General features: G+C 58.5%; 16 protein-coding genes and 2 pseudogenes. 14 read left to right on the plus strand and 4 right to left on the minus strand.

All coding sequences use genetic code 11. From position 1 onward, the window contains the following. Positions 1 to 25 precede the first annotated feature (25 nt). From NKH22_RS27440 to NKH22_RS27450, 3 genes are all read left to right on the plus strand, one after another. Positions 26 to 919, plus strand: a complete 894-nt coding sequence (locus tag NKH22_RS27440; protein WP_352515287.1) for an SIR2 family NAD-dependent protein deacylase — start codon at positions 26 to 28, stop codon at positions 917 to 919. A gap of 85 nt (positions 920 to 1,004) precedes the next feature. Further along, positions 1,005 to 2,873: an ABC transporter ATP-binding protein gene (locus NKH22_RS27445; protein ID WP_352520147.1), complete on the plus strand. Its 1,869-nt coding sequence runs from the start codon at positions 1,005 to 1,007 to the stop codon at positions 2,871 to 2,873. Further along, a complete protein-coding gene (locus NKH22_RS27450; protein WP_352911796.1) occupies positions 2,873 to 4,765 on the plus strand; it encodes an ABC transporter ATP-binding protein in 1,893 nt (630 codons plus the stop codon). Before NKH22_RS27445 ends, NKH22_RS27450 begins: the two co-directional genes overlap by 1 nt. Positions 4,766 to 5,370: 605 nt before the next feature. Here NKH22_RS27450 and NKH22_RS27455 read toward each other — a convergent pair. The 3 genes from NKH22_RS27455 to nifA all read right to left on the minus strand — a co-directional run bounded on the left by NKH22_RS27455 (position 5,371) and on the right by nifA (position 9,639). Further along, complete coding sequence (locus NKH22_RS27455) at positions 5,371 to 6,411, minus strand: LLM class flavin-dependent oxidoreductase (protein ID WP_031198794.1); 1,041 nt, start codon at positions 6,409 to 6,411, stop codon at positions 5,371 to 5,373. An 89-nt stretch (positions 6,412 to 6,500) separates the two neighbouring features. Then, complete coding sequence (gene hisC, locus NKH22_RS27460) at positions 6,501 to 7,640, minus strand: histidinol-phosphate transaminase (RefSeq protein ID WP_352911799.1); 1,140 nt, start codon at positions 7,638 to 7,640, stop codon at positions 6,501 to 6,503. Positions 7,641 to 7,875: 235 nt separating this feature from the next. Next, positions 7,876 to 9,639 (minus strand): nif-specific transcriptional activator NifA, encoded by a 1,764-nt coding sequence (nifA, locus tag NKH22_RS27465; protein WP_352911802.1) that lies wholly within the window; start codon positions 9,637 to 9,639, stop codon positions 7,876 to 7,878. Between the two features lie 1,155 nt (positions 9,640 to 10,794). On the opposite strand from nifA, the gene NKH22_RS27470 reads away from it, so the two are divergent. After that, positions 10,795 to 12,123, plus strand: a complete 1,329-nt coding sequence (locus NKH22_RS27470) for a dicarboxylate/amino acid:cation symporter (RefSeq protein ID WP_023706359.1) — start codon at positions 10,795 to 10,797, stop codon at positions 12,121 to 12,123. Positions 12,124 to 12,427: 304 nt separating this feature from the next. After that, positions 12,428 to 13,459, plus strand: coding sequence for a LacI family DNA-binding transcriptional regulator (locus NKH22_RS27475; protein WP_023672231.1), 1,032 nt, complete (start codon positions 12,428 to 12,430; stop codon positions 13,457 to 13,459). Between the two features lie 734 nt (positions 13,460 to 14,193). Here the strand turns inward: NKH22_RS27475 and NKH22_RS27480 are convergent. After that, the gene (locus NKH22_RS27480) at positions 14,194 to 15,219 is read right to left on the minus strand and encodes a LysR family transcriptional regulator (RefSeq protein ID WP_023807977.1); all 1,026 of its coding nucleotides are present in this window, start codon (positions 15,217 to 15,219) and stop codon (positions 14,194 to 14,196) included. Positions 15,220 to 15,456: 237 nt separating this feature from the next. Between NKH22_RS27480 and NKH22_RS27485 the strand changes: the two genes are divergently transcribed. From NKH22_RS27485 to NKH22_RS27525, 9 genes and pseudogenes are all read left to right on the plus strand, one after another. Then, the gene (locus tag NKH22_RS27485; RefSeq protein ID WP_023694280.1) at positions 15,457 to 16,050 is read left to right on the plus strand and encodes a NodA family N-acyltransferase; all 594 of its coding nucleotides are present in this window, start codon (positions 15,457 to 15,459) and stop codon (positions 16,048 to 16,050) included. Further along, complete coding sequence (gene nodB / locus NKH22_RS27490; RefSeq protein WP_023806351.1) at positions 16,047 to 16,706, plus strand: chitooligosaccharide deacetylase NodB; 660 nt, start codon at positions 16,047 to 16,049, stop codon at positions 16,704 to 16,706. Before NKH22_RS27485 ends, nodB begins: the two co-directional genes overlap by 4 nt. A gap of 14 nt (positions 16,707 to 16,720) precedes the next feature. Next, on the plus strand, positions 16,721 to 18,079 hold the full coding sequence (nodC, locus tag NKH22_RS27495; RefSeq protein ID WP_023806352.1) for a chitooligosaccharide synthase NodC: 1,359 nt from the start codon (positions 16,721 to 16,723) through the stop codon (positions 18,077 to 18,079). A 14-nt stretch (positions 18,080 to 18,093) separates the two neighbouring features. Beyond that, positions 18,094 to 18,723, plus strand: a complete 630-nt coding sequence (gene nodS, locus NKH22_RS27500) for a nodulation methyltransferase NodS (protein WP_352557337.1) — start codon at positions 18,094 to 18,096, stop codon at positions 18,721 to 18,723. Between the two features lie 35 nt (positions 18,724 to 18,758). Continuing rightward, positions 18,759 to 18,992 (plus strand): annotated as a pseudogene (locus NKH22_RS27505) (carbamoyltransferase N-terminal domain-containing protein); the annotation flags it as partial. Between the two features lie 54 nt (positions 18,993 to 19,046). Further along, positions 19,047 to 19,958, plus strand: a complete 912-nt coding sequence (gene nodI / locus NKH22_RS27510; protein WP_023706355.1) for a nodulation factor ABC transporter ATP-binding protein NodI — start codon at positions 19,047 to 19,049, stop codon at positions 19,956 to 19,958. A 3-nt stretch (positions 19,959 to 19,961) separates the two neighbouring features. Continuing rightward, positions 19,962 to 20,750, plus strand: coding sequence for an ABC transporter permease (locus NKH22_RS27515; RefSeq protein WP_023687364.1), 789 nt, complete (start codon positions 19,962 to 19,964; stop codon positions 20,748 to 20,750). Positions 20,751 to 20,814: 64 nt separating this feature from the next. Next, positions 20,815 to 21,789 (plus strand): LysR family transcriptional regulator, encoded by a 975-nt coding sequence (locus tag NKH22_RS27520; RefSeq protein WP_023806356.1) that lies wholly within the window; start codon positions 20,815 to 20,817, stop codon positions 21,787 to 21,789. Between the two features lie 8 nt (positions 21,790 to 21,797). After that, positions 21,798 to 22,057: pseudogene (locus NKH22_RS27525) on the plus strand (hypothetical protein); the annotation flags it as partial. Between the last annotated feature and the right edge of the window lie 165 nt (positions 22,058 to 22,222).

Here is a 22,222-nt window from a genome sequence, read left to right on the forward strand (position 1 = left end):
CCTAGGTGCGTCGCGAGGAAACGAGATGAACACGATCCTGACATCGGGCCACCTCGTCATTGTGCGGGACAGTTTTGCTGAAAAGCTGCTTGACCTGGCGAAGGGAGCGCTCGCCGCCGATGAGGTGATCCCCTATCTCGGTCCGGGTCTTCTTGAGTTGAACTGTGTGGAACCGCCTGTGCCGCATACCCCGGAGGTTGTTGCCGCGGCACTCAACGCACGGGCTCCTGCCCCTTCCAGGATCCGCACCAATATGTGGTCGGTTGCGCAGTTCATCGAACAGCGCCGGCATCGCCGGACCCTTCAAGCTTGGATGACCGACATATTCGCAGCGCCGGTGGGGCCGACCCCCTTCCACGCCTGGCTCGCAAGGCTGCCACTCTCCCTCATCATCGACAGCTGGTATGACAGCGCGATGCGCACGGCTCTGGTAGAGACGGGCCGAACGGACGTCGTTGAGATACAAGGCGTCACGCGCGCGAATGAAATCGGCAACATTTGGACGAAAACCTACGATTTGTCCGGGAGGGAGCTCGACCCCCGATTGGGGGCCAAGACGGTTCTCTATTCACCTCACGGGAGTATTACGCCCGCGCAAAACTTTCTCGTCGCAGATTCCGACTACGTCGAAGTCCTGTCCGAAATTGATATCCAGACACCGATCCCAGACGCTGTGAAGGAACGGCGCATCACCCGTGGATTTTTCTTCGTTGGCTGCCGCTTCAACGATCAGATGCTGCGCACCTACGCCAGACAGATCATGAAGCGCTCCCGCGGTCCCTATTGCACCGTAATGGACGCCGAAACCCTGACCAGAAACGAAGCGCGTTTCCTTGCGGCAAGCGGAATCACGGTGATCGACATGCCAGTAGGTCAAGCGGCGGCTCGGCTTGTGGGAACGGGCACGGCTGCAGGTTGAGGACGGGATTAACAATGGCGGATGCCTTTGATGATGTCTGCTTCGGCTTTCCTCGAAGGCGCAAAATGCAGTCGGGAATACACCCGTGAACAGTGAAGCTGTCGGCGGCGCAACGAACGCACTGAATTCGTTGGCCCATGTTGAAGCGGCGCGCTGGGGCCGGGATTTGAGTACGCTGTTGCGCATCACGCGTATGAATCTGCGCCATCCGTGGCAGGTTGCCCTCGCTATGGGCTCGACGATCATGGCGGCAATCCTCCAGTTGCTCATTCCCCAGCTTCTCGGCCGGGCTGTCGACCAGACCCAGACAGCTATCGGGGGCGGTGTCGCGGGGGCCGCGGCAGGACAAGCGCTCTGGGCCCCGGCTCTCCTGCTGCTCGCCGTCAGCGCGCTACGCGGCGTTTTCACGATGGCGCAGAACTATTTTGCCGAAGCCGTCGGGCATCATGTCGCGTACGAATTGCGGCTCGCCTACTACGACAAGATCCAGCGTCTCAGCTTTTCCTTTCACGACCGGGTCCATTCAGGCGATCTGATAACCGCCGGAATGCTCGATCTCGAAGGCGTGCGGATGTATTTTTCCACCGGGCTCATGCGGGTGCTCCTGCTGGCGATGCTGATCGGGATTGGCGCTTACATGATGATCTCGACCGATCCCGTGCTCGGCTTGGCCGCGCTCAGCTTCGTGCCTTTTGTCGCTTGGCGCTCATCGACCACACAGCTTAGGCTGCGCGCCACCTGGCTCGACCTCTATGAGCGCCTTTCGGTACTAAGCCGCGTGATGAAGGAAAATCTCGCAGGTATCCGTGTGGTCCGCGCTTTTGCGGCTCAATCCTATGAGATGCTGAAGTTCGACGGCGCTTCCAAGAACGCGCTCGACCTCGCCAACGATCTCGTTGACATCTACGTACCAAACACGTCGGCGATGACCTTGTCCTACTTTTTTTCAATGGGATTGGTGCTTGGGATCGGTGGCAACAAGCTCGTCGCTGGCGAGATCAGCGTCGGAACCATGGCGACCTTCCTGACCTTCATGACCATGCTGCAAATGCCAGTCCGCCAGATCGGTCTCATGGTCAATGCGTTTGCCCGCGCTTCTAGCTGCGGTTCGCGGCTTTTCGGTCTCCTCGATCAGGAGATCACAATCAGGGATGCTCTCGAGGCCAGACCGCTTGAGATAAGTGACGGCACTCTGCGCTTCCACAATGTCTCATTTGCCTACCCCAACGCCGAAAACCGCGCCATTCTGAAGAACCTCAGCTTTGAGGCCCGGAGAGGCGAGACGATCGCGATCGTCGGTCCGCCGGGTTCCGGCAAATCGACGATGGCTCATCTGGTCCCCCGCTTTTACGACGTGACCGATGGCGCCATCACGTTGGACGGCCAGGACGTACGCAATGTCACCCTCGAGAGCCTTCGCAAGGCGGTCGCGGTTGTACAGCAGGATGCGTTCCTATTCACCACAACGATCGAGAACAACATCGCTTATGGCGATCCCTGGGCGAAGAGACAGCGAATTGAACGCGCTGGAGAATTCGCCCAGCTCCACGACTACATCCTCGGGCTCCCGGCAGGGTATGAGACGGTCGTGGGCGAACGCGGCGTTTCTCTCTCTGGCGGCCAGCGCCAGCGTCTCACGATTGCTCGCACCATGATGCTGCGCCCCTCCGTCATCATTTTCGACGACTCGATGGCCGCGATCGATGCCGGCACCGAGCTGCGCATTCGCGCGGCGATGCGGCGCTTCGCAAAGGATCGGGTGACGATCATCATCGCGCACCGGCTGAGTGCGCTTAAGCATGCCGATCAAATCCTTTTTGTCGATAAAGGCGAAATCGTAGAACGCGGCACGCATGAAGAGCTTCTGGCGAAGCGGGGACGCTACAGGGCCCTTTACGATCTCCAGACGCGCCCGGGTGATAGCATTATTAGCCAGGATGGGGGCGCCCGCTGATGGACCAGGGCCGCGGCGAACTCGAAGCCGAACGTGACGACGGGAGACGCCCTCCGCGCGCGGTCGTCGGCTCGCACCGGATCGAGGAGGAGATGTTCGGCCGGGCTTTCGACAAGAGCATCCTCCGTCGCATCTGGGGCTTCGTCCATCCCTACCGGGCAAAGGTAGTTGTCACGATTGTCGCGATGCTGATCTTCACCGGGACGCAGCTTCTCATCCCCTTGATCATCCGCTACGCGATCGACCTCGGCATGAACCCGGCAAGGCCCGATCGCTCAGCCCAGCTTGCGGCCGTCGGCGCGTTCCTTTCGGCGATTTTGGTCAATTTCGCCGCCGGCTACATGCAGGAAGCCTTGGATGGGAAAATGGCCGAAACTGTCCTGTTCGACATCCGCCGCGCCATGTTTGGCCATCTGCAAAAGGTTTCGCTCTCTTTCATGGACAAGACCGAGGTCGGACGCCTGATGTCGCGCCTGCAAGGCGACGTTAACTCCATACAGGAGTTCCTGGAAACCTCGGTATATTCCCTAGGCGATGTTGCGCTTCTCTTCGGCATCGTTTTCGTAATGCTGTGGCTCGACTTTCGCCTCGGCCTCCTGACGCTATCGGTTCTGCCGATCCTGGTGATCGTCCGCATTGTCTGGTTGCCGCGTGCCCGCGACGCCTTCATGGCTGCACACGAAACCAATTCCGTCGTCAATGGCGCGCTGGCCGAAGCCATTCACGGCGTGCGGACCATACAGTCAATGGACCGCCAGCAGGTGAATTTCAGTCTTTTTGACGATCGGGCCCATGCCAACCTCAGGACCCACCTGATCGCTGCCAGATATGCACTGGTCATGGTGCCCATCGTCGATGGCATCACCGGCCTCGCCTTGGCCGCCGTTATTGTGGTCGGCGGCTCGATGGTCATGAATAGCCGTATAGATGTGGGCGTGTTGGTAGCCTACCTATTTTACATCCAGCGCTTCTTTGACCCGATCCGCTCACTCACCCTGCAATATTCGGTCATGCAGCGCGCCATGGCCTCAGGCAAGCGCCTGACCGATGTGCTCGACGTCAAGATCGATGTTAAGGACAAACCCAATGCCGAGGTGCTTTCGCCCGAAATGGACGGCTCGGTCGAGTTTAGGGACGTCACCTTCGGCTACGATCCGAACCGTTCGGTTCTGAAAAATGTCTCGTTCAAGGTCAATCCGGGCGAGACGGTCGCAATAGTCGGACCGAGCGGTTCTGGCAAATCGAGTTCGATGGCCCTGGTCCACCGCTTCTATGATGTTCAGCAGGGTCAGGTGCTGGTCGGCGGACATGATGTACGCGACCTCACCCAGGAATCGCTCGGCCGCCAGGTCGCCATGGTGCTGCAGGAGCCATTCCTGTTCACCGGGACGGTCTTCGAGAACATTCGATACCAGAAGACGGAAGCCACGCGCGACAAGGTGATCGAGGCGGCCAAGGCCGTCGGCGCGCATGACTTCGTCATGAGCCTCGCCGACGGGTATGAGACCCAACTTGGCGAACGCGGCGACAACTTATCTCTCGGCCAGCGCCAGCTTATCAGTTTCGCCCGCGCCCTCGTCGCTGACGCCAAGATCCTCGTGCTCGACGAAGCTACCGCCAACATCGACAGCTACACGGAATTGCAGATTCAGAAGGCTCTGATCAAGCTGCTTGAAGGGCGGACTGGCCTCGTCATCGCCCACCGTCTCGCCACGGTCCGGGGGGCCGACCGCATCATCGTGCTTCAGAATGGCCAAGTTGTTGCGACTGGCAACCACGATGAGCTAATAGCCATGGGCAGCCTGTATTCCAAACTCTACTATTTCAACTACGCCTCCTTCGACGACCTTCCCGAACACGATACCACCGTCCAAGCTGGCTCTCAGACCTGACATCTTGGCGGCCTTGTGGTAGTGGCGTTGGCTTTCGGGCGTGTCGGCAGACCACTCAGGCCACCGCGTCCGGCCAGCAGCCAGCATTCAAGAACGAGCACTCCTCGCAGTTCGTGAAGACCGGCTGCGAACGATTTCCTCCAGCATCGTATCCGACCGCGGTGCACCACCATCATCGGGCGAGCTCGCTCGAGGTGTTGGCTGGGCGTCGCAAAGCCGCTCGCGAGCGCGCCCTCAATAGCGCCGTAGCGAGTGACGGCTTTGCTACCGACGGGCCGCTGATGAAGCTGGATTAGTGGGCGCCGCACCGACGCCGCCCCGGGCGAGAAGAACCTCCTGCGGCTGGCTATGGGCAACGACTAGCGCCAGCGCGACGAGCAGGCGCGTGCCGGCATCGCGACGCGCTCGGCTACCCTCTCCTTAGGATCGTGCATGTTCACACGATGGCCCAGACGCCAGCCAACGCACAAAGCTGGTATTCTGTGCCGCCTCCTCGTCGTCAGTTTGGCCTCCTCCCGATTGCCCGCCCCACCACGCGCACGCTCGAGCACGTGGGTGTGAGGAGCGCTGCACAAGGATGTAACCTCAGGCCGCGAATTTCATGGTCAGCCAAGTCGAGCCATGATTTCGGACTGAATGGTCGTCGCGGTGTAAAGGGAAGCATCTAGCGGCAGATTTCCAAATGCCATTTGACAAAGCAGGTAGTTGGCACCTGCCTCTTCCAACTGATCTAGCAGAGCTTTTCGCACAGACTCTGCTGATCCTACCACGCACAATTCACTCTCGACTGCCGCATCGAAGGTCAGCGGCAAGTTTGGTGGAGTGGGGATAGCGTTAAGCTCGTAAAGGAATTGGAAGCTCTTGAGCCAGCGTGCGTAAGCAGGTGCCGCGAGCGAATAGGCATGTGTGTCACAACGCCCAATCACGACCATGCGGAGCAATCCGACAAATCTCCCTTGATCCCCCCCGCCTGCGTTGTCCTCTCGATAGGCGCGGAACGCATCAGTAGTTTTGCGAACAGAAGAGGAAGGTCCTACACACGCGATATTTGTTCCATTCGCAGCGGCCCAAGCTGCGGACTCGGGTCGATTGGCAGCGACCCATGTGGGCGGATGTGGACGCTGATGAGGTCTTAGCGTCAAAGGAACGTCATTGAGATCAAAATGGCGGCCTTGATAGCATAGCGTGCCGACCTCCCTCGAATTAACAAGTATTTCCATAAGAATTTCGCTGGCTTCGGCATAACGGCCCGGCACCGCGTCCGCACCAATCCCGAAGTAGCCCAATTCGGTCGGGAGAGCACCGCGCCCTATGCCCAGTTCGAGCCTGCCACCGCTCAACTGGTCCAGCATACAGATCTCTTCGAACGCACGCAGCGGATGATAAAGCGCAAGCAGCATCACCAAGGGTCCGAGACGCAAGCGCCGGGTGCGCTGGGCGACGCTCGATAAGAACAGATTCGGCGATGGACCTCTCCCATGGGGAGTACAGTGGTGTTCTGCGAGATGATAGGCATAGAACCCTAGCTGATCGCACGCCTCTGCTAATATGAGGCGATCTTCGTACTGCCGGCCTATATCGCGGCCATCCTCATCCAAATGATCGAAGATGCCGAAAGCCAGGTTTGAAGGAAAGACGTTTGTCACTCTTTAAGTCCCCGATTTTAAAAGAAGGCTGTTTTCTTGCTGGGATCACCAAGCAAGTCGGAAGAGATGTGTTTGATCGCCGATTAGCGTCAGCGTAACGAAGAAGCAGAGCCTGACGCTTCCCTGCCCCTGGAGCTTGGCACCGTTAAGCTTCCAGCAATGTCGCCAGCGGCAGCAAGAAATTCATCCATCTGCTCTTTTGTGCCGATGCTGACGCGGATACAGTGTTCCAAGCCTTTGTCTGGAAAAAACGCGACAAGTATCTTTTGCCTCTCCAATGCTGCTTGCCACCATGAGCCGTCCTGTCCCGCGGGCACACGGGCCAGCAAGAAATTTGCGCGGGAGGGTGTTACGGAAAATCCGAGTTGCGATAGTGCAACTGTCACTCGCTCTCGTTCATCCTCGATGTGCTTGTGGTTGTCTGCGTAGGCGCCGCGATGCGCAAGCACGCTGATACCAACGGCATGCCCGATCACGTTCATGTTGAAGACGTTCTGGATGTTTCGCAGCCTTCCAATAATTTCAGGGTGACCGAAACCGAAACCGACGCGAATGCCAGCGGCGGCATAGCTTTTCGAGAATGACCTCAAGATCAGAAGGTTCGAATACCGGCTGATGAGGCGCAGTCCGTGATCGGGTGCAAAGTCGACGTAGGCCTCATCGAGGACAATCAAGCGGTCCGATTGTGCTACGAGGCATTCGATATCGCTTATCGGGAGGAATGTTCCGGTCGGATTGTTTGGATTGGCCAACATAATAAACTTGGCATCTTTTGCCGCACCGGAAAGCAATTGCTCCATTGGCAGGGAATGAGCTTGACATCCGATTTCGAGGAACTCAGCGCCCTGAAGCATGGCAAGTTTGCGGTTGAACGAAAACCCTGGCGACATCATCGCAACCTTGTCGCCGGGTGCGAGGAAAGCTCTGTAGATCAGTCCGAGCAGTTCAGACGACCCGTTGCCAGCGATGACCTGATCCCTGGAAACGCCATAGGTGCTGGACGCTGCTTCCCTCAATCTGAAGTTATCGTCATCCGGATATAGATACTGGCGCTTGAGGGCCGCCACTGCACTTTGCATTATGATTGGCGGCAACGGAAACGGGTTCTCATTCGTATTCAGCTTGATAAAATTTGCGTCCGGCGCTGGTCCGTTGGACGGCAGAGCATCCAACTGTCGTGTCACTTGCGAAAGAGCCGAAAGCACAGTTTGCAGTTTTGCGTCGGACATATTTAACTCCGTTTCAGTCACACAGGGGGCATCCGTATGAGCTCGCAACGAGAGCAACATGGCGGACGGGATTGACGATGGCAGGGTTGCCTTTCACACAATGGGCGCAGCGCCGGCTGAGATGGGAATTCAGCCAGGCTGTCCTCGGTCGAATCGAGTTGACGCGGACGCGGATCTGCATCGCTGCGCGGCGCCAAGGCGCTAAGCGGCTCAGCTCATGCCCAGGGTCATGCTTTCAAAGACGCTTGATCTCGACGCCGTATTTCCTCAGCACGTAGCCAATCTGGCGCGGGGTCAGCCCAAGCAAGCGCGCTGCCTTTGCCTGCACCCAGCCACATCTTTCCATGGCAGCAATGACGCGCTCTATATCGGGCGTCCTCGCGCCAATTGGGTGGGTTGCGCCGGCAAGCGGGTTAGTCGCGGCCGAACTGGCGGCCTCGTCCGGGGGCGTGGCCAAATTCGCTGACTCCGGCAGGATCGGCGGTGGTTGCAGCGCGGCCTTGCCCGATCTGCACTTCCACAGCGCCTCGGCAAAGCATTGGCCTTGGGAGCAGGCAAAGTCGTTTCTCCCGATTGACAGTCCCTCGGCCAGGATCGCTGTCCGGTGCACGCAATTTTCAAGCTCGCGAATGTTGCCGGGAAACTCACATTTCATCAGCACTTCAATCGCATGCGGATCGAAGGTGAGCGTACAGCCGTTCTCGTCGTTGAACTTCTTGAGAAACTCAGCTGCGAGGAGCGGAATATCGCTGCGCCTTTGGCGCAATGCTGGTACCAGCAAGGGAACCACGTTGATGCGGTAGTATAGGTCGGCGCGGAACTCATTCCTTGCAACCGCCTCTTCCAGGTTCCTGTTCGTGGCGGCAATCACGCGAACATCGACCTTGATGGTCTGATTGCTGCCGACGCGCTCAAACTCCTGCTCCTGCAGCACGCGCAGTAGCTTTGCCTGGAACGAGGCCGAGATCTCGCCAATCTCGTCCAGAAACAACGTCCCCTTGTCAGCGAGCTCAAAGCGCCCCTTGCGGGAATTGAATGCGCTTGTGAAGGCACCCTTCTCATGACCGAACAATTCGGATTCCAGGACTGTCTCTGGGAGCGCTGCACAATTGAGTTTAACGAAGGGCCGCTTGGCGCGCGGCGACAACTCGTGAATTGCCTTGGCAGCCAGCTCCTTCCCGGTACCGGACTCACCTCGCAGCAGAACTGTGGTTTTTGCCTTGGCTACGACCGCGATCTTCTCCAGCAGGGCGCTTATCGCCGGACTGTCACCAATCATCCCCTCGACGTGGACCTTTTTGCGCCGGGGTGCAGGGTGCTTAACATCAGAAAATTTCGTTTGCAGCCGATGTTCCAGCTCCGGCGTTCGCTCGCGGTCGGCCGCGGAGAAGCGATGCAACTTGACTGTCTGTCCCACCATGTTGGCAATCATGGTAAGCAGCCGGACATCATCGTCGAGCCGATAGCTTGACCTGCTTTCCAAAACCCGGTCCAAAGTCAGCGCGCCTATGGCGTTCCCATCAACACGAATGGGAACGCCGATGAACGACACGGTGTCGGAGGCCCCAAGCACCTCGATATCAGCGGCAGTGAAGGTCGGATGCATCGCTATGTCCTCGGCGAGGAGCGGCGTGTCGGTCGTCACAATCTGGTCGATGGCGTTGCGCGGCAGGCGCGACCGGGAGGGCTCATTGCCGTTCGTGCCGCAGCCGGTGGCCACTGTGATGTCCAGTCCGCCCTCGGCATCGCAGAGAGCGATGATGCCGTGCCGCATCTGCACAAACGAGTGCAGGAGATCGACTACCTTGGCCAACTTGAGTTCGAGCCGGGCGGCATCGGCGAGTACTTTCGATATTTCGAAGATGCCGGTTAGCGCGCGCTCGTGCAATGCCACACTCGCAGGATTCGTGTCGGACTTTGGACAACCCTTTATCGCATTCGGCAGCGATATGCCGCAGTCGCGGGCATTCTGTTCTGACTTGCTAATGTTGTGGTGCATGTGATCCTCGATCTCGCGCCATCAAATCTAGGCTGGCGGCATGTGCGCCCGCGACATCGCGGGCACGCGCGAAAATGCTCCGACGTGAACTCGTGCCGCCGCCGTGTGGTCGAGTGCAAAGCGGGTCTAGCCCTGACGCATCGCTTGGCTACTCCCTCCACGAGGCTTGGCCATGTTATTGGCTTGCCCCGGGCAAACACACGTTGTTTTCAAAAGACTGGAGCGAGGCGGCATAGTCAATCGAGCTTTCTTTCATCTGTGAAAGGAAACCTCGCGGCCTATGATAGGATTCATCAGTTCTATCTTTGCGTTGAAGCAGAAATACCTGGGCCGGCCATGCCTTGCCCGAGCCGCTGACCGCGCGGAGTGTAAATGCGGGGCCGTGCCATTCACCAGCGCCCGCGAAGGAGGGGCGGGAGCGATAATAACAGCCAACGGCACTGGTCGGTCGCGGCAACCGCCATCTTTCTCGAGTTGATCAGGCGGCGGCGATGTCGCGTGTGAAGGCGCGAAGCTGGCATCGAGTACGACTTCGTAGGCGGTGCCCGCAACTTCTGAATCGCATCGTCTTGGTCAGCACCATCACCAGCCTGGGGCCGAAATCGGCACACTCAATGAGCGTATCGAAAAGTCTGAACAGATTACGATGCGACCGCTTGGAAACGGCTGCCCCTGCTGCGGGCGTTGATTTGCAAAATTGGTCGTCCAAAAGGCCGTCCGAATATCTGATTGCAGTGGCTGCATGGTCGTAGGCTGTCTAGAAACGAGCGCTTCCGAACAGGGGTAAGTTAGCCTGTCATCTGGACGGCCTTGAACAGGCGACCTATTGGTACGCGCTGGCGCCAACGATGGGGCCCGGTCCAAAGCCGGCTAATGAGGAACCCACCACGCTTTTTGCAGCAAAGCCGCTAGCCAGAGGGATCGACCCGCAAGCACTCTGCCAGAGACCATCAAGGGCGTTCGGACCGCGGCCTTGCCCGCTGGTCTGACACCGCATTCCTCCATCATTGGCGAGCCCACGTCAGTTCAGGTGATGCGGATTCATCTGGCATGGGTATTGCGGCGGCGTTGGTGCAGCGTTCGACCGGAGCGCCGCGATAGGGAGAAGCCCGGGAGAAGTCACGCCACCTCGATCCGGTCAGGGAGAGAGAAACAGTGTCAGCTGCACAAGTCCGCGGCGCGAGTCCCGCGCCCCGCAAACCCTTCTACACCAAGCTCTACGCCCAGGTGCTTGCCGCCATCGCGCTCGGCGTCGCAATTGGCTATTTTTATCCGGAGACCGGCGAGAGCCTGAAGCCGCTGGGTGATGCCTTCATCAAGCTGGTCAAGATGATCATCGCGCCTGTCATCTTCCTGACAATTGCGACCGGCATTGCCGGCATGAACGATCTTCATAAGGTCGGCCGGGTCGCCGGCAAGGCAATGGTTTATTTCCTCACCTTCTCAACGCTCGCGCTGATCGTCGGCCTCATCGTCGCCAATGTCGTCCAGCCTGGCGACGGCCTGAACATCGATCCGGCCTCGCTCGATGTCCAGGCCGTGAATACCTATGCCGCAAAAGCCAAAGCGCAGTCGGTCACCGGCTTCCTGATGAACATCATCCCGCCAACGATCGTCGGTGCCTTCGCGGAAGGCGACATCCTGCAGGTGCTGTTCTTCTCGGTTCTGTTCGGCATGGCGCTTGCGATGGCCGGAGAGACGGGCAAGCCTGTCGTTTCCTTCCTCCAGGCGCTCATTGTGCCTGTCTTCAAGCTCGTCGGAATTCTGATGAAGGCCGCGCCGATCGGCGCTTTTGGCGCGATGGCCTTCACCATCGGCAGATATGGCATCGGTTCGGTAGTCAACCTCGCGATGCTGGTCGCGACGTTCTATTTCACCGCCTTCCTCTTCGTGTTCGGGGTTCTCGGCGCAGTCTGCCGCTACAACGGCTTTTCTATTTGTTCTCTCATTCGTTACATCAAGGAAGAGCTGCTGCTTGTCCTCGCAACGTCCTCCTCGGAGGCGGCGCTCCCGTCGCTGATGGAGAAAATGGAGAAGGCGGGCGCCAGGCGTTCGGTTGTGGGTCTCGTCATCCCGGCCGGATATTCGTTCAATCTGGACGGCACGAATATCTACATGACGCTAGCGGCTCTCTTCATCGCACAGGCGACGAACACGGATCTGTCCATCGGCGATCAGGTGCTGCTGCTGCTCGTAGCAATGCTTTCCTCCAAGGGCGCTGCAGGTGTGACAGGTGCGGGCTTCATCACCCTGGCGGCTACGCTCGCGGTAGTTCCGAGTGTTCCCGTTGCTGGGATGGCACTGATACTCGGCATCGACCGATTCATGTCCGAATGCCGGGCGCTGACGAATTGCGTCGGCAACGCAGTGGCATCCCTCGTCGTCGCACGCTGGGAAGGAGAGTTGGACCGAGCACAGATGAAAGCTGCCTTCAGCGGTCATCAGCTTACCGAGGCATCAAACCGGCTACCCTCCTGCAAGTAAGGTGGGCGGCCCACGACCTGTCAAGTCGCTTAGCTGGTCACATAACTGAACGACCGACCCGCAGCCTCTAAACGGCTCCTCACGGACCATGTATCAGAAGCGCTAAATGTGTGAGTGCAAATCGTCACCGCCCTTTAAGCGAATGAGCCTTTCAGTATACCCGGCCGGTTTACGTCTGCAATGATGTTCGTCCAACACGTTGTGCCCATTCGTATGGGGACGTCTTCACTTTGCCACCCGAAACCGAAACGCGCTAGGCGGACAGAGAGCCGGCCCGCGTCAAAAACCAATCAGAATAGGACCTATGACCAAGCGCCCCACGATTGCCGATCTCGCCCGCGAAGCCCGAGTCAGCGTAGCAACGATCGATCGGGTTCTGAACGCCCGCCATCCGGTGCGCGAGGAGACCGCGCGGCGGGTCCACGACGCCGCCCAGGCGATCGGCTATCATGCTGCCGGGCTAATCAAGCAGCGGTTGCGGCGAGACCTACCGCACTACCGTCTGGGCTTCATCTTGAGAAAACCGGCCCAGCATTTCTACCAAGATTTTGCGCGCGAGGTCGAAGCATCGGTCAATTTGGCCCAGTCCTTCCACGGCATTCCGCTCGTCGAATTCGCCCCGTCACATATGCCGAGCGACCTGATCGCGCCGCTCAAGGAGTTGGGCGCACGCTGCCATGCAATCGCGATGGTGGCACCGGACCACCCGAAAATCACAGCAGCGGTTGAGGACCTCAAGGCCAAGGGCATTCCGGTTTTCTCGCTGCTTTCCGACTTCGCCGCCGGCGTGCGACAGGGGTATATCGGCCTCAACAACCGCAAGGTGGGGCGCACGGCCGCTTGGATGGTGTCCAAGGTCGCAAAACGGCCCGGCAAAGTGGCGGTGTTTGTCGGCAGCCATCGTTTCCAGGGGCACGAGCTCCGTGACGTCGGCTTTCGCTCCTATTGCCGTGAGAACGCGCCCACGTTCGAGGTGCTGGATCCGGTCATGAACCTCGAGAAACGGCAGATCACCTACGAGGCAACGCTTGATCTCATGCAGCGGGAGCCCGAGCTCGTCGGCTTCTATGTCGCCGGCGGCGGCATGGAGGGCGCCATCTCCGCGCTCCGAGAAGAGGGCAAAAGTCGGGATCTCGTCGCGATCGTGAATGAAATCACACCTGAGTCTCGGGCAGCGCTCGCAGATAACATCGTCACGATGGCGGTCGCCACGCCAATGCGCCGGCTTTGCCAGGAGCTGATAACGCTGATGACACGGGCTATCGAGACCGGCACCGCTGAAACACCCGGCCAGACATTTCTGCCGTTCGACATCCATCTGCCGGAAAATATATGAAGGAGTCTATCCTAAGCGGGAGTTTCCTTTCATAACGAGAGAAAGTTGAATGATGGTCCCTCCACACGGGTGGGCGCACCCCCGGGCCTTAGCCGCGGCCCAGGACGAAGAGCCAATTGGGTATCGGCGGCGCCTTAAGGCGGAAGCGCGAGGTAGATTGCCTAGATCCGCAGCGTCAACCTCCACCGGCTTTACTGCCAACATGCCCGACGTTCTCGTGAAGGGGGTGTGGTCAATGATCCCGCACGGCAATAGCCGAGCGAGGCCAGCACAGTCCATTTGGGGGGTCGACCTCGTCGACCGCCATCTCCTCGCCTGGCTGCACGTGAAAAGCCGCGGCACAGCCGGCAAGGCAGGAATTTAACCGGGCTAACCATCTTCTGGGACTTCGCACGCAAATCGAGGCGGCAGTCAATTCAGTAGCAGCCCGGGCGTGTGTTCTGCTCGTTCCGGCCCCTCGCACTTAGCAAGGAACTGCGCCGCTCTGCCGGGCCAAAGGCCCGACGCCCGAAGGGCAACCGCTCCGACGCGATCGCGTCCGCCTCCAGAAGCCGCCATCGAAAGAATGCTCGCGTCGTCACCACCTACGGCCAAGGCGGGCAATCAAGGCAGCTGGCATCACTCTGCCACACATCCTCGACGAGCAACTCGCCTGAGATCAGCCCCAGAACGTAGGCAACACGCGCCGCCCCGGCGCTTGTCGAGATGCTGATCGGCCCGTCTACAGGGGGCGATTAGGTGGGGCTTAACATCTTCCGGGACTTCGCACGCGATTTCGAGGTGGCAGTCGGTACCAAGAAACGAAAGGTCGGATCGGCGTGCCCGAGACGCTCAATGATTTCAGGCAAAGGCGCCAGGCGAGATGCCTCCTGCAACATCATTTCCCGCATCCACATGCTTGCCGGATCACTATTGTGAAGCTCAGGCCATTGGACGGCTTCCGTGAATGCAGGAGGAGGAAGTGGCGGCGGAAGTTGGACAATCCGCAGGGGTGTTGCTTTTGCGAAATGCTGCGCCAGCCGTAAGGGCATGGTCCCGATGCGGTTGGTGCCTGACAGGACGGGCGGGATCAGGCTAAAGCCCTGTACGACAACTTCGATACGTCTCTCGAAACCGTGCTCGAGCAAATACCATTCCTCCATGGTGGGCTGCCGGGTGTGCCTGAATTTGAGCACAACATGTCCCATGCACAAGTATCGCTCGAATGTAAGTGGCTCCGACAGCTGCTTGTTCGTGCCGCAGCCTACGCCTACGAGCTTATCTTCGAACAGGGCTGCGCGAGGATGTTTCGACATGAACACTTCCGGCATGATCAGAAAATCAACGTCGCCGCGCCGGAGAAGCTCCTCGGGGTCGTCGCAAATAGGCAGACATTCAAAGCGAACGGCGGGAGCTTCCTGCGCAGCGCGCTCTACTATCTTCCTAAAAAATACGAGCGTGATGTAATCGGAAAGCATGATTCGGAAGAGACGATCCGATTGGGCCGGGTTGAAGGCGTCGGGGGAAATAATCGATAGCTGGATGTGCAGCAATGCGTCCCGGACTGCTGGGGCGAGCCCGTCGGCGCGCGGCGTCAAAATGAGCTCGCGGCCGTTCATCGTAAATAGCTCATCGTTAAAATAGGCGCGTAGCCGAGCAACGGCGGCGCTCATGGCCGGCTGGCTCAGGTTGATACTGCGAGCCGCGGCAGTGACTTTACGCTCCCTCATCAGAGCGTCCAGCACAACGAGGAGATTTAGATCCAGCCCTTTAAAACGCATGTCATGTTCTATCCAACGTGTGGATGCGTATCATTCAAACAATCAATTTTACGAATTTACGAGCCATGCATTAGAGGAACGGAAAGTGAGCGACGTCAAGCTCAAATCGACGACACGGGCCGGAACTCGAGAGAGCGTCTGGCTCACCTTCGCCAACGACAACGGCTGAGTGCAGCCACCAACGCCGCTTTGGTCGAGTAATGCGGCCGCAAAAACCAATATGAAGAGAGGTCCTGAATGCGCCATCAGGTGCAGTGGAAGTTGTGCTGGGAAAACGAGTTGCAGCTCTCCGATCACGTTAAGCTCGCCGAGTTCTTTCGTGATACGTACGGGCCGACTGGGGCGTCCAACGCAGAACCGTTCGAAGGTAGTCGAAGCTGGGCCGGAGCCAGGCCTGAACTCCGCGTAATCGCCTATGATTCAAGCGGTGTAGCGGCTCACATGGGCATACTGCGCCGTTTCATCAAGGTCGACGCGGTCGACCTGTTGGTGGCTGAGCTGGGCCTGTACGGGGTACGTCCGGACCTTGAGGGTCTGGGAATCGCCCATTCAATCCATGTCATGCTTCCAATACTGCAGGAGCTTGGCGTTCCATTCGCTTTCGGAACGGTCAGGGACGCGCTGCGGAATCATGTTGAGAGGTTCGGACGGCGATACAGCCCTATGGCCGTTTTGTCGGGAATTCGCGTGCGCTCCACCCGACCAGAGGCCCGCCTCGACCTGCCGCCCACACGCATCGATGACGCACTCACCATTGTTCTGCCAGTTGGACGGCCGATCAGCGAATGGCCCACGGGCACGATGATAGATCGGAACGGACCAGAGCTATGAGCTGGTCCGATTGCTTGTACGAAGTGCGCCGTGAGTGCTCTGACGGCACCGGCCGTCGAAGCGTTTATCTGACGTTTGACGACGGTCCCAATCCACTTTTCACACCGGAGATTCTCGACGTGCTGGCAGAGCAGCGGGTGCCGGCGACTTTCTTCGTCATCGGCGCCTACGCCTTAGAGCACCCAGATCTAATCCAACGGATGATCGCAGAAGGGCACGAGGTAGGCAACCACACGATGTCTCATCCGGACCTGTACCAATGCGGTTTCGGCGAAGTGCAACGTGAGGTCTTTGAAGCGAACGACGCCATCATGAGAGCGTGCCCGCAGGCCTCGGTCCGCTTTGTTCGCGCGCCCTACGGCGCCTGGAGCGAAGAAGTCTGCACAGCATCACAGATCGCCGGGCTGGCGGCCCTTCATTGGTCCGTCGACCCTCGAGATTGGTCTCGCCCTGGAGTCGAGGCGATTATTGATAGAGTGCTCGCCTCTGTCCGGCCGGGCGCAATTGTACTCTTGCACGACGGATGCCCTCCCGGCGAGTTGAGCCAGGGCGCTCACGCCGGCATGCGCGACCAGACGGTCACGGCGCTGTCCCGGCTGATTCCAGCACTGCGTGAGCGCGGATTTGTAATCCGCTCACTTCCTCAACATCACTGAACAAACGAGATCCCATGACACTTCTTGGTACAACCAGCACTGTGGCCATTTCGCTTTATGCACTGCTCTCGACTGCCTATAAGAGCATGCAAGGGCTTTATGCTATGCCGACAAAGGATTCGTCGGCATTGGAGGTTCTCGTCGGCTCCGACAAACTGCCCAGCGTGGATGTCATCGTCCCCTGCTTCAACGAGGATCCGCGCACGCTTTCAGAGTGCCTGGCTTCCATTGCAGACCAAGAATACGCCGGAAGACTTCGGGTCTATTTGGTTGATGACGGTTCTGGAAATCGCGAAGCCTTAGGAACTGTCCACGAAGACTACGCGCGCGACCCCAGGTTCGACATCATTTTGCTTCCCGAGAATGTTGGAAAGCGCAAGGCGCAGATCGCCGCGATACGCCGCTCATCAGGGGATCTGGTGCTTAACGTTGATTCAGACACGGTACTCGCACCCGACGTCATTTCCAAGCTTGTACCGAAGATGCGAGATTCAGCGGTCGGCGCAGTCATGGGTCAGTTGACGGCCAGTAACCGAACCGAGAGCTGGCTGACCAGGCTGATAGACATGGAGTACTGGCTGGCTTGCAACGAGGAGCGCGCGGCACAGGCTCGCTTCGGTGCCGTTATGTGCTGTTGCGGCCCATGTGCCATGTACCGCCGGTCTGCGCTCCTTTTGTTACTGGACCAGTACGAGTCGCAATTTTTTCGGGGCAAGCCAAGCGACTTCGGTGAGGATCGCCATCTCACTATCCTGATGCTGAAAGCAGGCTTTCGAACCGAATACGTTCCGAGCGCCATCGCGGCCACAGTCGTTCCGAACAGACTCGGACCGTATCTGCGCCAACAACTCCGTTGGGCACGAAGCACATTCCGGGACACGCTGCTTGGGCTGCGCTTGCTGCCTAGCCTAAATAGCTATCTCACGTTGGACGTGGTCGGACAGAATCTCGGCGCGCTACTCCTCGCCCTATCGGTATTAACGGGCCTCGCACATTTCGCACTGACAGGCACTGTGCCTTGGTGGACAGGACTGATGATTGTGTCCATGACCATGCTCCGATGCAGCGTGGTAGCATTTCGTGCTCGACAATTTCGATTTCTTGGCTTTTCGCTGCACACGTTCATCAACGTCTTTCTCTTGCTTCCGTTGAAGGCCTACGCGCTGTGTACCTTGAGCAATAGCGATTGGCTGTCACGAAGCTCTGCTGTCGCTACATCGAACACTGGGGGAAAACAGGCCCCCACCCAAACTCCGATCACTGGTTCCAGCAGGGCAGAATTCTCGCCCCATTCGGCTCCGCTTCGCAGGCTCAATCTTGCGCGGGATTCTTCGGAATTAGTCCTGTCGGACAACATTTGCGGCGACGAGTGATCGCTACTTACCTGATGGACGAGAGGTGCACGAGTTTGACCCAGAACGCGAATCATCAGTTGCTTGATCGGGAATTGGCCGCAGACGATCCGTGGCGCCTCGACGGCAATCCGTTCGAGCAGAAGCGCCACACGCAAATGCTCCAGCTGGCGCTTGCCCAAGGCTCCATTACAAATGCCCTCGAAGTCGGGTGCGCTGCCGGCGCATTCACGGAAAAACTAGACCCCTACTGCCAAGGGCTCACCGTCATCGATGTCGTGGCGCAAGCGATTGCTCGAGCACGTCAACGGATAAAGGAGCCGTCGCGCATCAACTGGATAGTCTCCGATGTTCAACAGTTTTCGACCAACGAGTTGTTTGACCTGATCGTTGTGGCGGAGGTCCTCTACTACCTCGGAGACATAGCCGAGATGCGCGCGGCCGTCAAAAACCTGGTGCGGGTGCTTGCGCCAGGCGGGCATCTGATCTTCGGATCGGCAAGGGATGCTAATTGCCGTCGCTGGGGTCACGCCGCTGGTGCTGAGCCGGTCATCGCCATGCTGAACGAAACGTTGATCGAGGTAGAGCGTCTTGAGTGTCGGGGCGAGTCGGTCAACGAAGACTGCTTGCTCGTCCGTTTCCGGAACCCGATTTCCGCTTCCTGATGAATCGAATCTATCGCCGTTAACGTGGAGACACTATGCGCATCTGTGGTACCAAGCTGACCCATGATGGGGCGATCGCCCTGGTCGAGGATGGACGGCTCGTCTTCTGCGTTGACCAGGAAAAGCGGCACAACGATCCGCGTTACCAATCCATCGATAATCTCGACGCAATTGTTGCCGCTTTAGCGGAGCAGCGGCTAGATCCTTGTGATGTCGATCAGTTCGTTATCGACGGCGGGGATGGCGAAGACGAGTCACAGTTTCAGGTCGGCAGGCAACCAAGCAACCGCCAGTTTTGTCGTCCCTCTCGGTAAAATGAACCCATGTCCATGGTAGCGATCGACCTTACTGACGTAAGCAAAACTTATGACAAGCTCGTTGTCGACAGGCTGTCGTTCCGCGTTGCGGCGGGGGAATGCTTCGGGCTCTTGGGACCGAACGGCGCGGGCAAAAGCACGATTGCGCGTATGGTCCTCGGCATGACATCGCCTGATGCGGGGAAGATTACTGTGCTCGGCGCTCCAGTGCCGGCGCGCGCGCGTTTGGCACGTATGCGCATCGGCGTGGTCCCGCAGTTCGACAATCTTGATGCCGCGTTCACTGTACGCGAGAACCTGTTGGTGTTCGGGCGCTACTTCCGGATGAGCAGACGCCAGATCGATGCGGTCATACCATCGCTGCTTGAGTTCGCCCGCCTCGAGAACAAAGCGGATGCGCGCGTCGCCGAACTGTCCGGCGGCATGAAGCGGCGCCTGACGCTCGCGCGTGCGCTGATCAATGACCCGCACTTGCTGGTGATGGACGAGCCGACCACCGGCCTCGATCCGCAGGCCCGCCACCTGATCTGGGATCGGCTGCGATCGCTGCTGGCGCGGGGCAAGACTATTCTTTTGACTACCCATTTCATGGAAGAGGCCGAGCGGCTGTGCGATCGGCTGTGCGTTATGGAGGAGGGGCGCAAGATCGCCGAAGGTCGCCCGTCCGAACTCATTGACGAGCAGATCGGCTGTGACGTGGTCGAGGTCTACGGCGGCAATCCGCATGAACTGGGTGCGCTGATCCGGCCGTACGCACAGCGCATCGAGGTGAGCGGTGAGACGCTTTTTTGCTATGCACCCGATCCGGAGCAGGTGCTGGCGCAGCTACGCGGGCGCACGGGTCTACGCCTTCTGCAGCGTCCCCCCAATCTCGAGGATGTGTTTTTGCGGTTAACCGGGCGCGAGATGGAGGACTGAACAATGGGCGAACGTTATGCGGCGGGCATGCCCGCCAATGCGTGGAATTGGGTCGCGGTTTGGCGCCGCAACTATCTTGGATGGAAGAAAATCGGGCTTGCATCGGTTCTCGGCAACCTCGCCGATCCGATGATCTATCTGTTCGGTCTCGGCTTTGGCATCGGAACAATGATAGGTCCTGTTGAGGGCACTTCGTACATTGCGTTTCTCGCGGCTGGCATGGTTGCCACAAGCGTGATGGCATCGGCGACCGCTGAAACGGTCTACGGGAGTTTCGGCCGCATGGGCGACCAGCGCACCTGGGAAGGAATGCTATGCACTCAGCTGACGCTCGGCGATATCTTACTCGGCGAATTGGCGTGGGCAGCCACGAAGGCCCTCATGGCGGGCACAGCAATCACTATTGTTGCCACCACGCTCGGATACGCATCGTGGCCATCCATCCTCTGCTTGCTGCCAGTCATCGCTCTCAATGGCCTCGCCTTCGCGAGTCTAGCGATGGTCGTCACGGCGCTTGCGCCCAGCTATGAATATTTCATATTTTATAATACGCTTGTTATTACACCCATGCTGTTCCTTTGCGGCGCGATGTTTCCGGTCAACCAATTGCCCGGCGCTTTTCAGTATGCTGCCTCCTTATTGCCGCTCGCACATGCAATCGACCTCATTCGTCCAGCGATGCTTGGCCGTCCGATTGACAAAATGGGCCTGCATATCGGCGCGCTTTGCATATACACGGTTTTGCCCTTCTTCTTTTCGATTGCTCTTTTTCGTCGAAGGCTGATGCGTTGACGCTACTCACCATTCGAATTGGATGTTTGGGCGCAACCCATTCACACGCCGCCTAGATCAAGACATGCGTTTTAAAGGACTCGATCTGAACCTCCTCGTTGTGTTGGACGCTCTGGTCAGGGAACGTAAAGTCACCGCGGCGGCCCGCAGTATTAACCTGAGCCAGCCGGCAATGAGCGCCGCCGTTGCTCGGTTACGCGCCTATTTCAGCGATGAGCTATTTACGATGAGCGGCCGCGAGCTCATTTTGACACCGCGCGCTGAGGGGCTCGCCCCAGCAGTCAGGGAGGCATTGCTGCACATCCAGCTATCGATTATTTCCTGGGACGCCTTCAACCCAGCCCAATCGGATCGTCGCTTCCGGATCATCCTTTCCGATTACATCACGCTCGTATTTTTTAAGAAGATCGTAGAACGTGCTGCGCGGGAAGCTCCCGCCGTCCGCTTTGAATGTCTCCCTATTTCCGACGACCCCGAGGAGCTTCTCCGGCGCGGCGACGTTGATTTTCTGATCATGCCGGAAGTATTCATGTCGAAACATCCTCGCGCAGCCCTGTTCGAAGATAAGCTCGTATGCGTAGGCTGCCGCACGAACAAGCAGCTGTCAGAGCCACTTACATTGGAGCGATACTTATCGATGGGGCAGGTTGTCCTCAAATTCGGGGACACCCGGCAGCTCTCCGTCGAGGAATGGTATCTGCTTGAGCACGGTTTCGAGAGACGTATCGAAGTTGTCGTACACGGCTTTAGCCTGATCCCGCCCGTTGTATCCGGCACCAGCCGCATCGGGACCATGCCCTTACGGCTGGCGCAGCATTTCGCAAAAACAACACCCCTGCGGATTGTCCAACTTCCGCCACCACTTCCTCCCGCATTCACGGAGGCCATCCAATGGCCTGCGCTCCACAATAGTGATCCGGCAAGCTTGTGGATGCGTGAAATGATGTTGCAGGAGGGATCTCGTATGATTCCTTTGCCTAAGAGCACCGGACGTCTCAGTTGTCCGCAAATTGAGAAACTGCTCCCCCCTCGACTATGAGAGGAGGCATGGATGGCGATTGGAATTGGGAGATTCCTGCATTGTCGAGAACGATGTGGAGAGAGCTGATGCTTCAGCCTAAGAGGTAGCAGCGATGCTGCGGCTGCATGAACTTGGCTGGTGGAGCGAACCGATGGGCGAAGGAATTCGGGTGCGCGCGCAACACGGTGCGTCGGTATCTCCGCCACGGCGGGACCGTTCCGTTTGGTAAACCTGTTCGGCCGACCGCGTTGACGGGCTGGACGATTGGCTGCGAGAGCGCTTGTTTCCGGTCCCCGCCGCCTGCGAGCCCGCAACTGCTCAGCAGAAGGGCGAAGCGAACGAGAGTGCATCCATTTCGTAAATGTGTGCCTATCCAAGCAATCGATTTCTCCAATTGTCCGATGACGAATATGAACGACTCAGGCAGGGACATCATTAGGAGTATTTTTCG

It is taken from the genome of Mesorhizobium sp. M1252 (genome assembly GCF_040318265.1).
GTDB lineage: Bacteria > Pseudomonadota > Alphaproteobacteria > Rhizobiales > Rhizobiaceae > Mesorhizobium.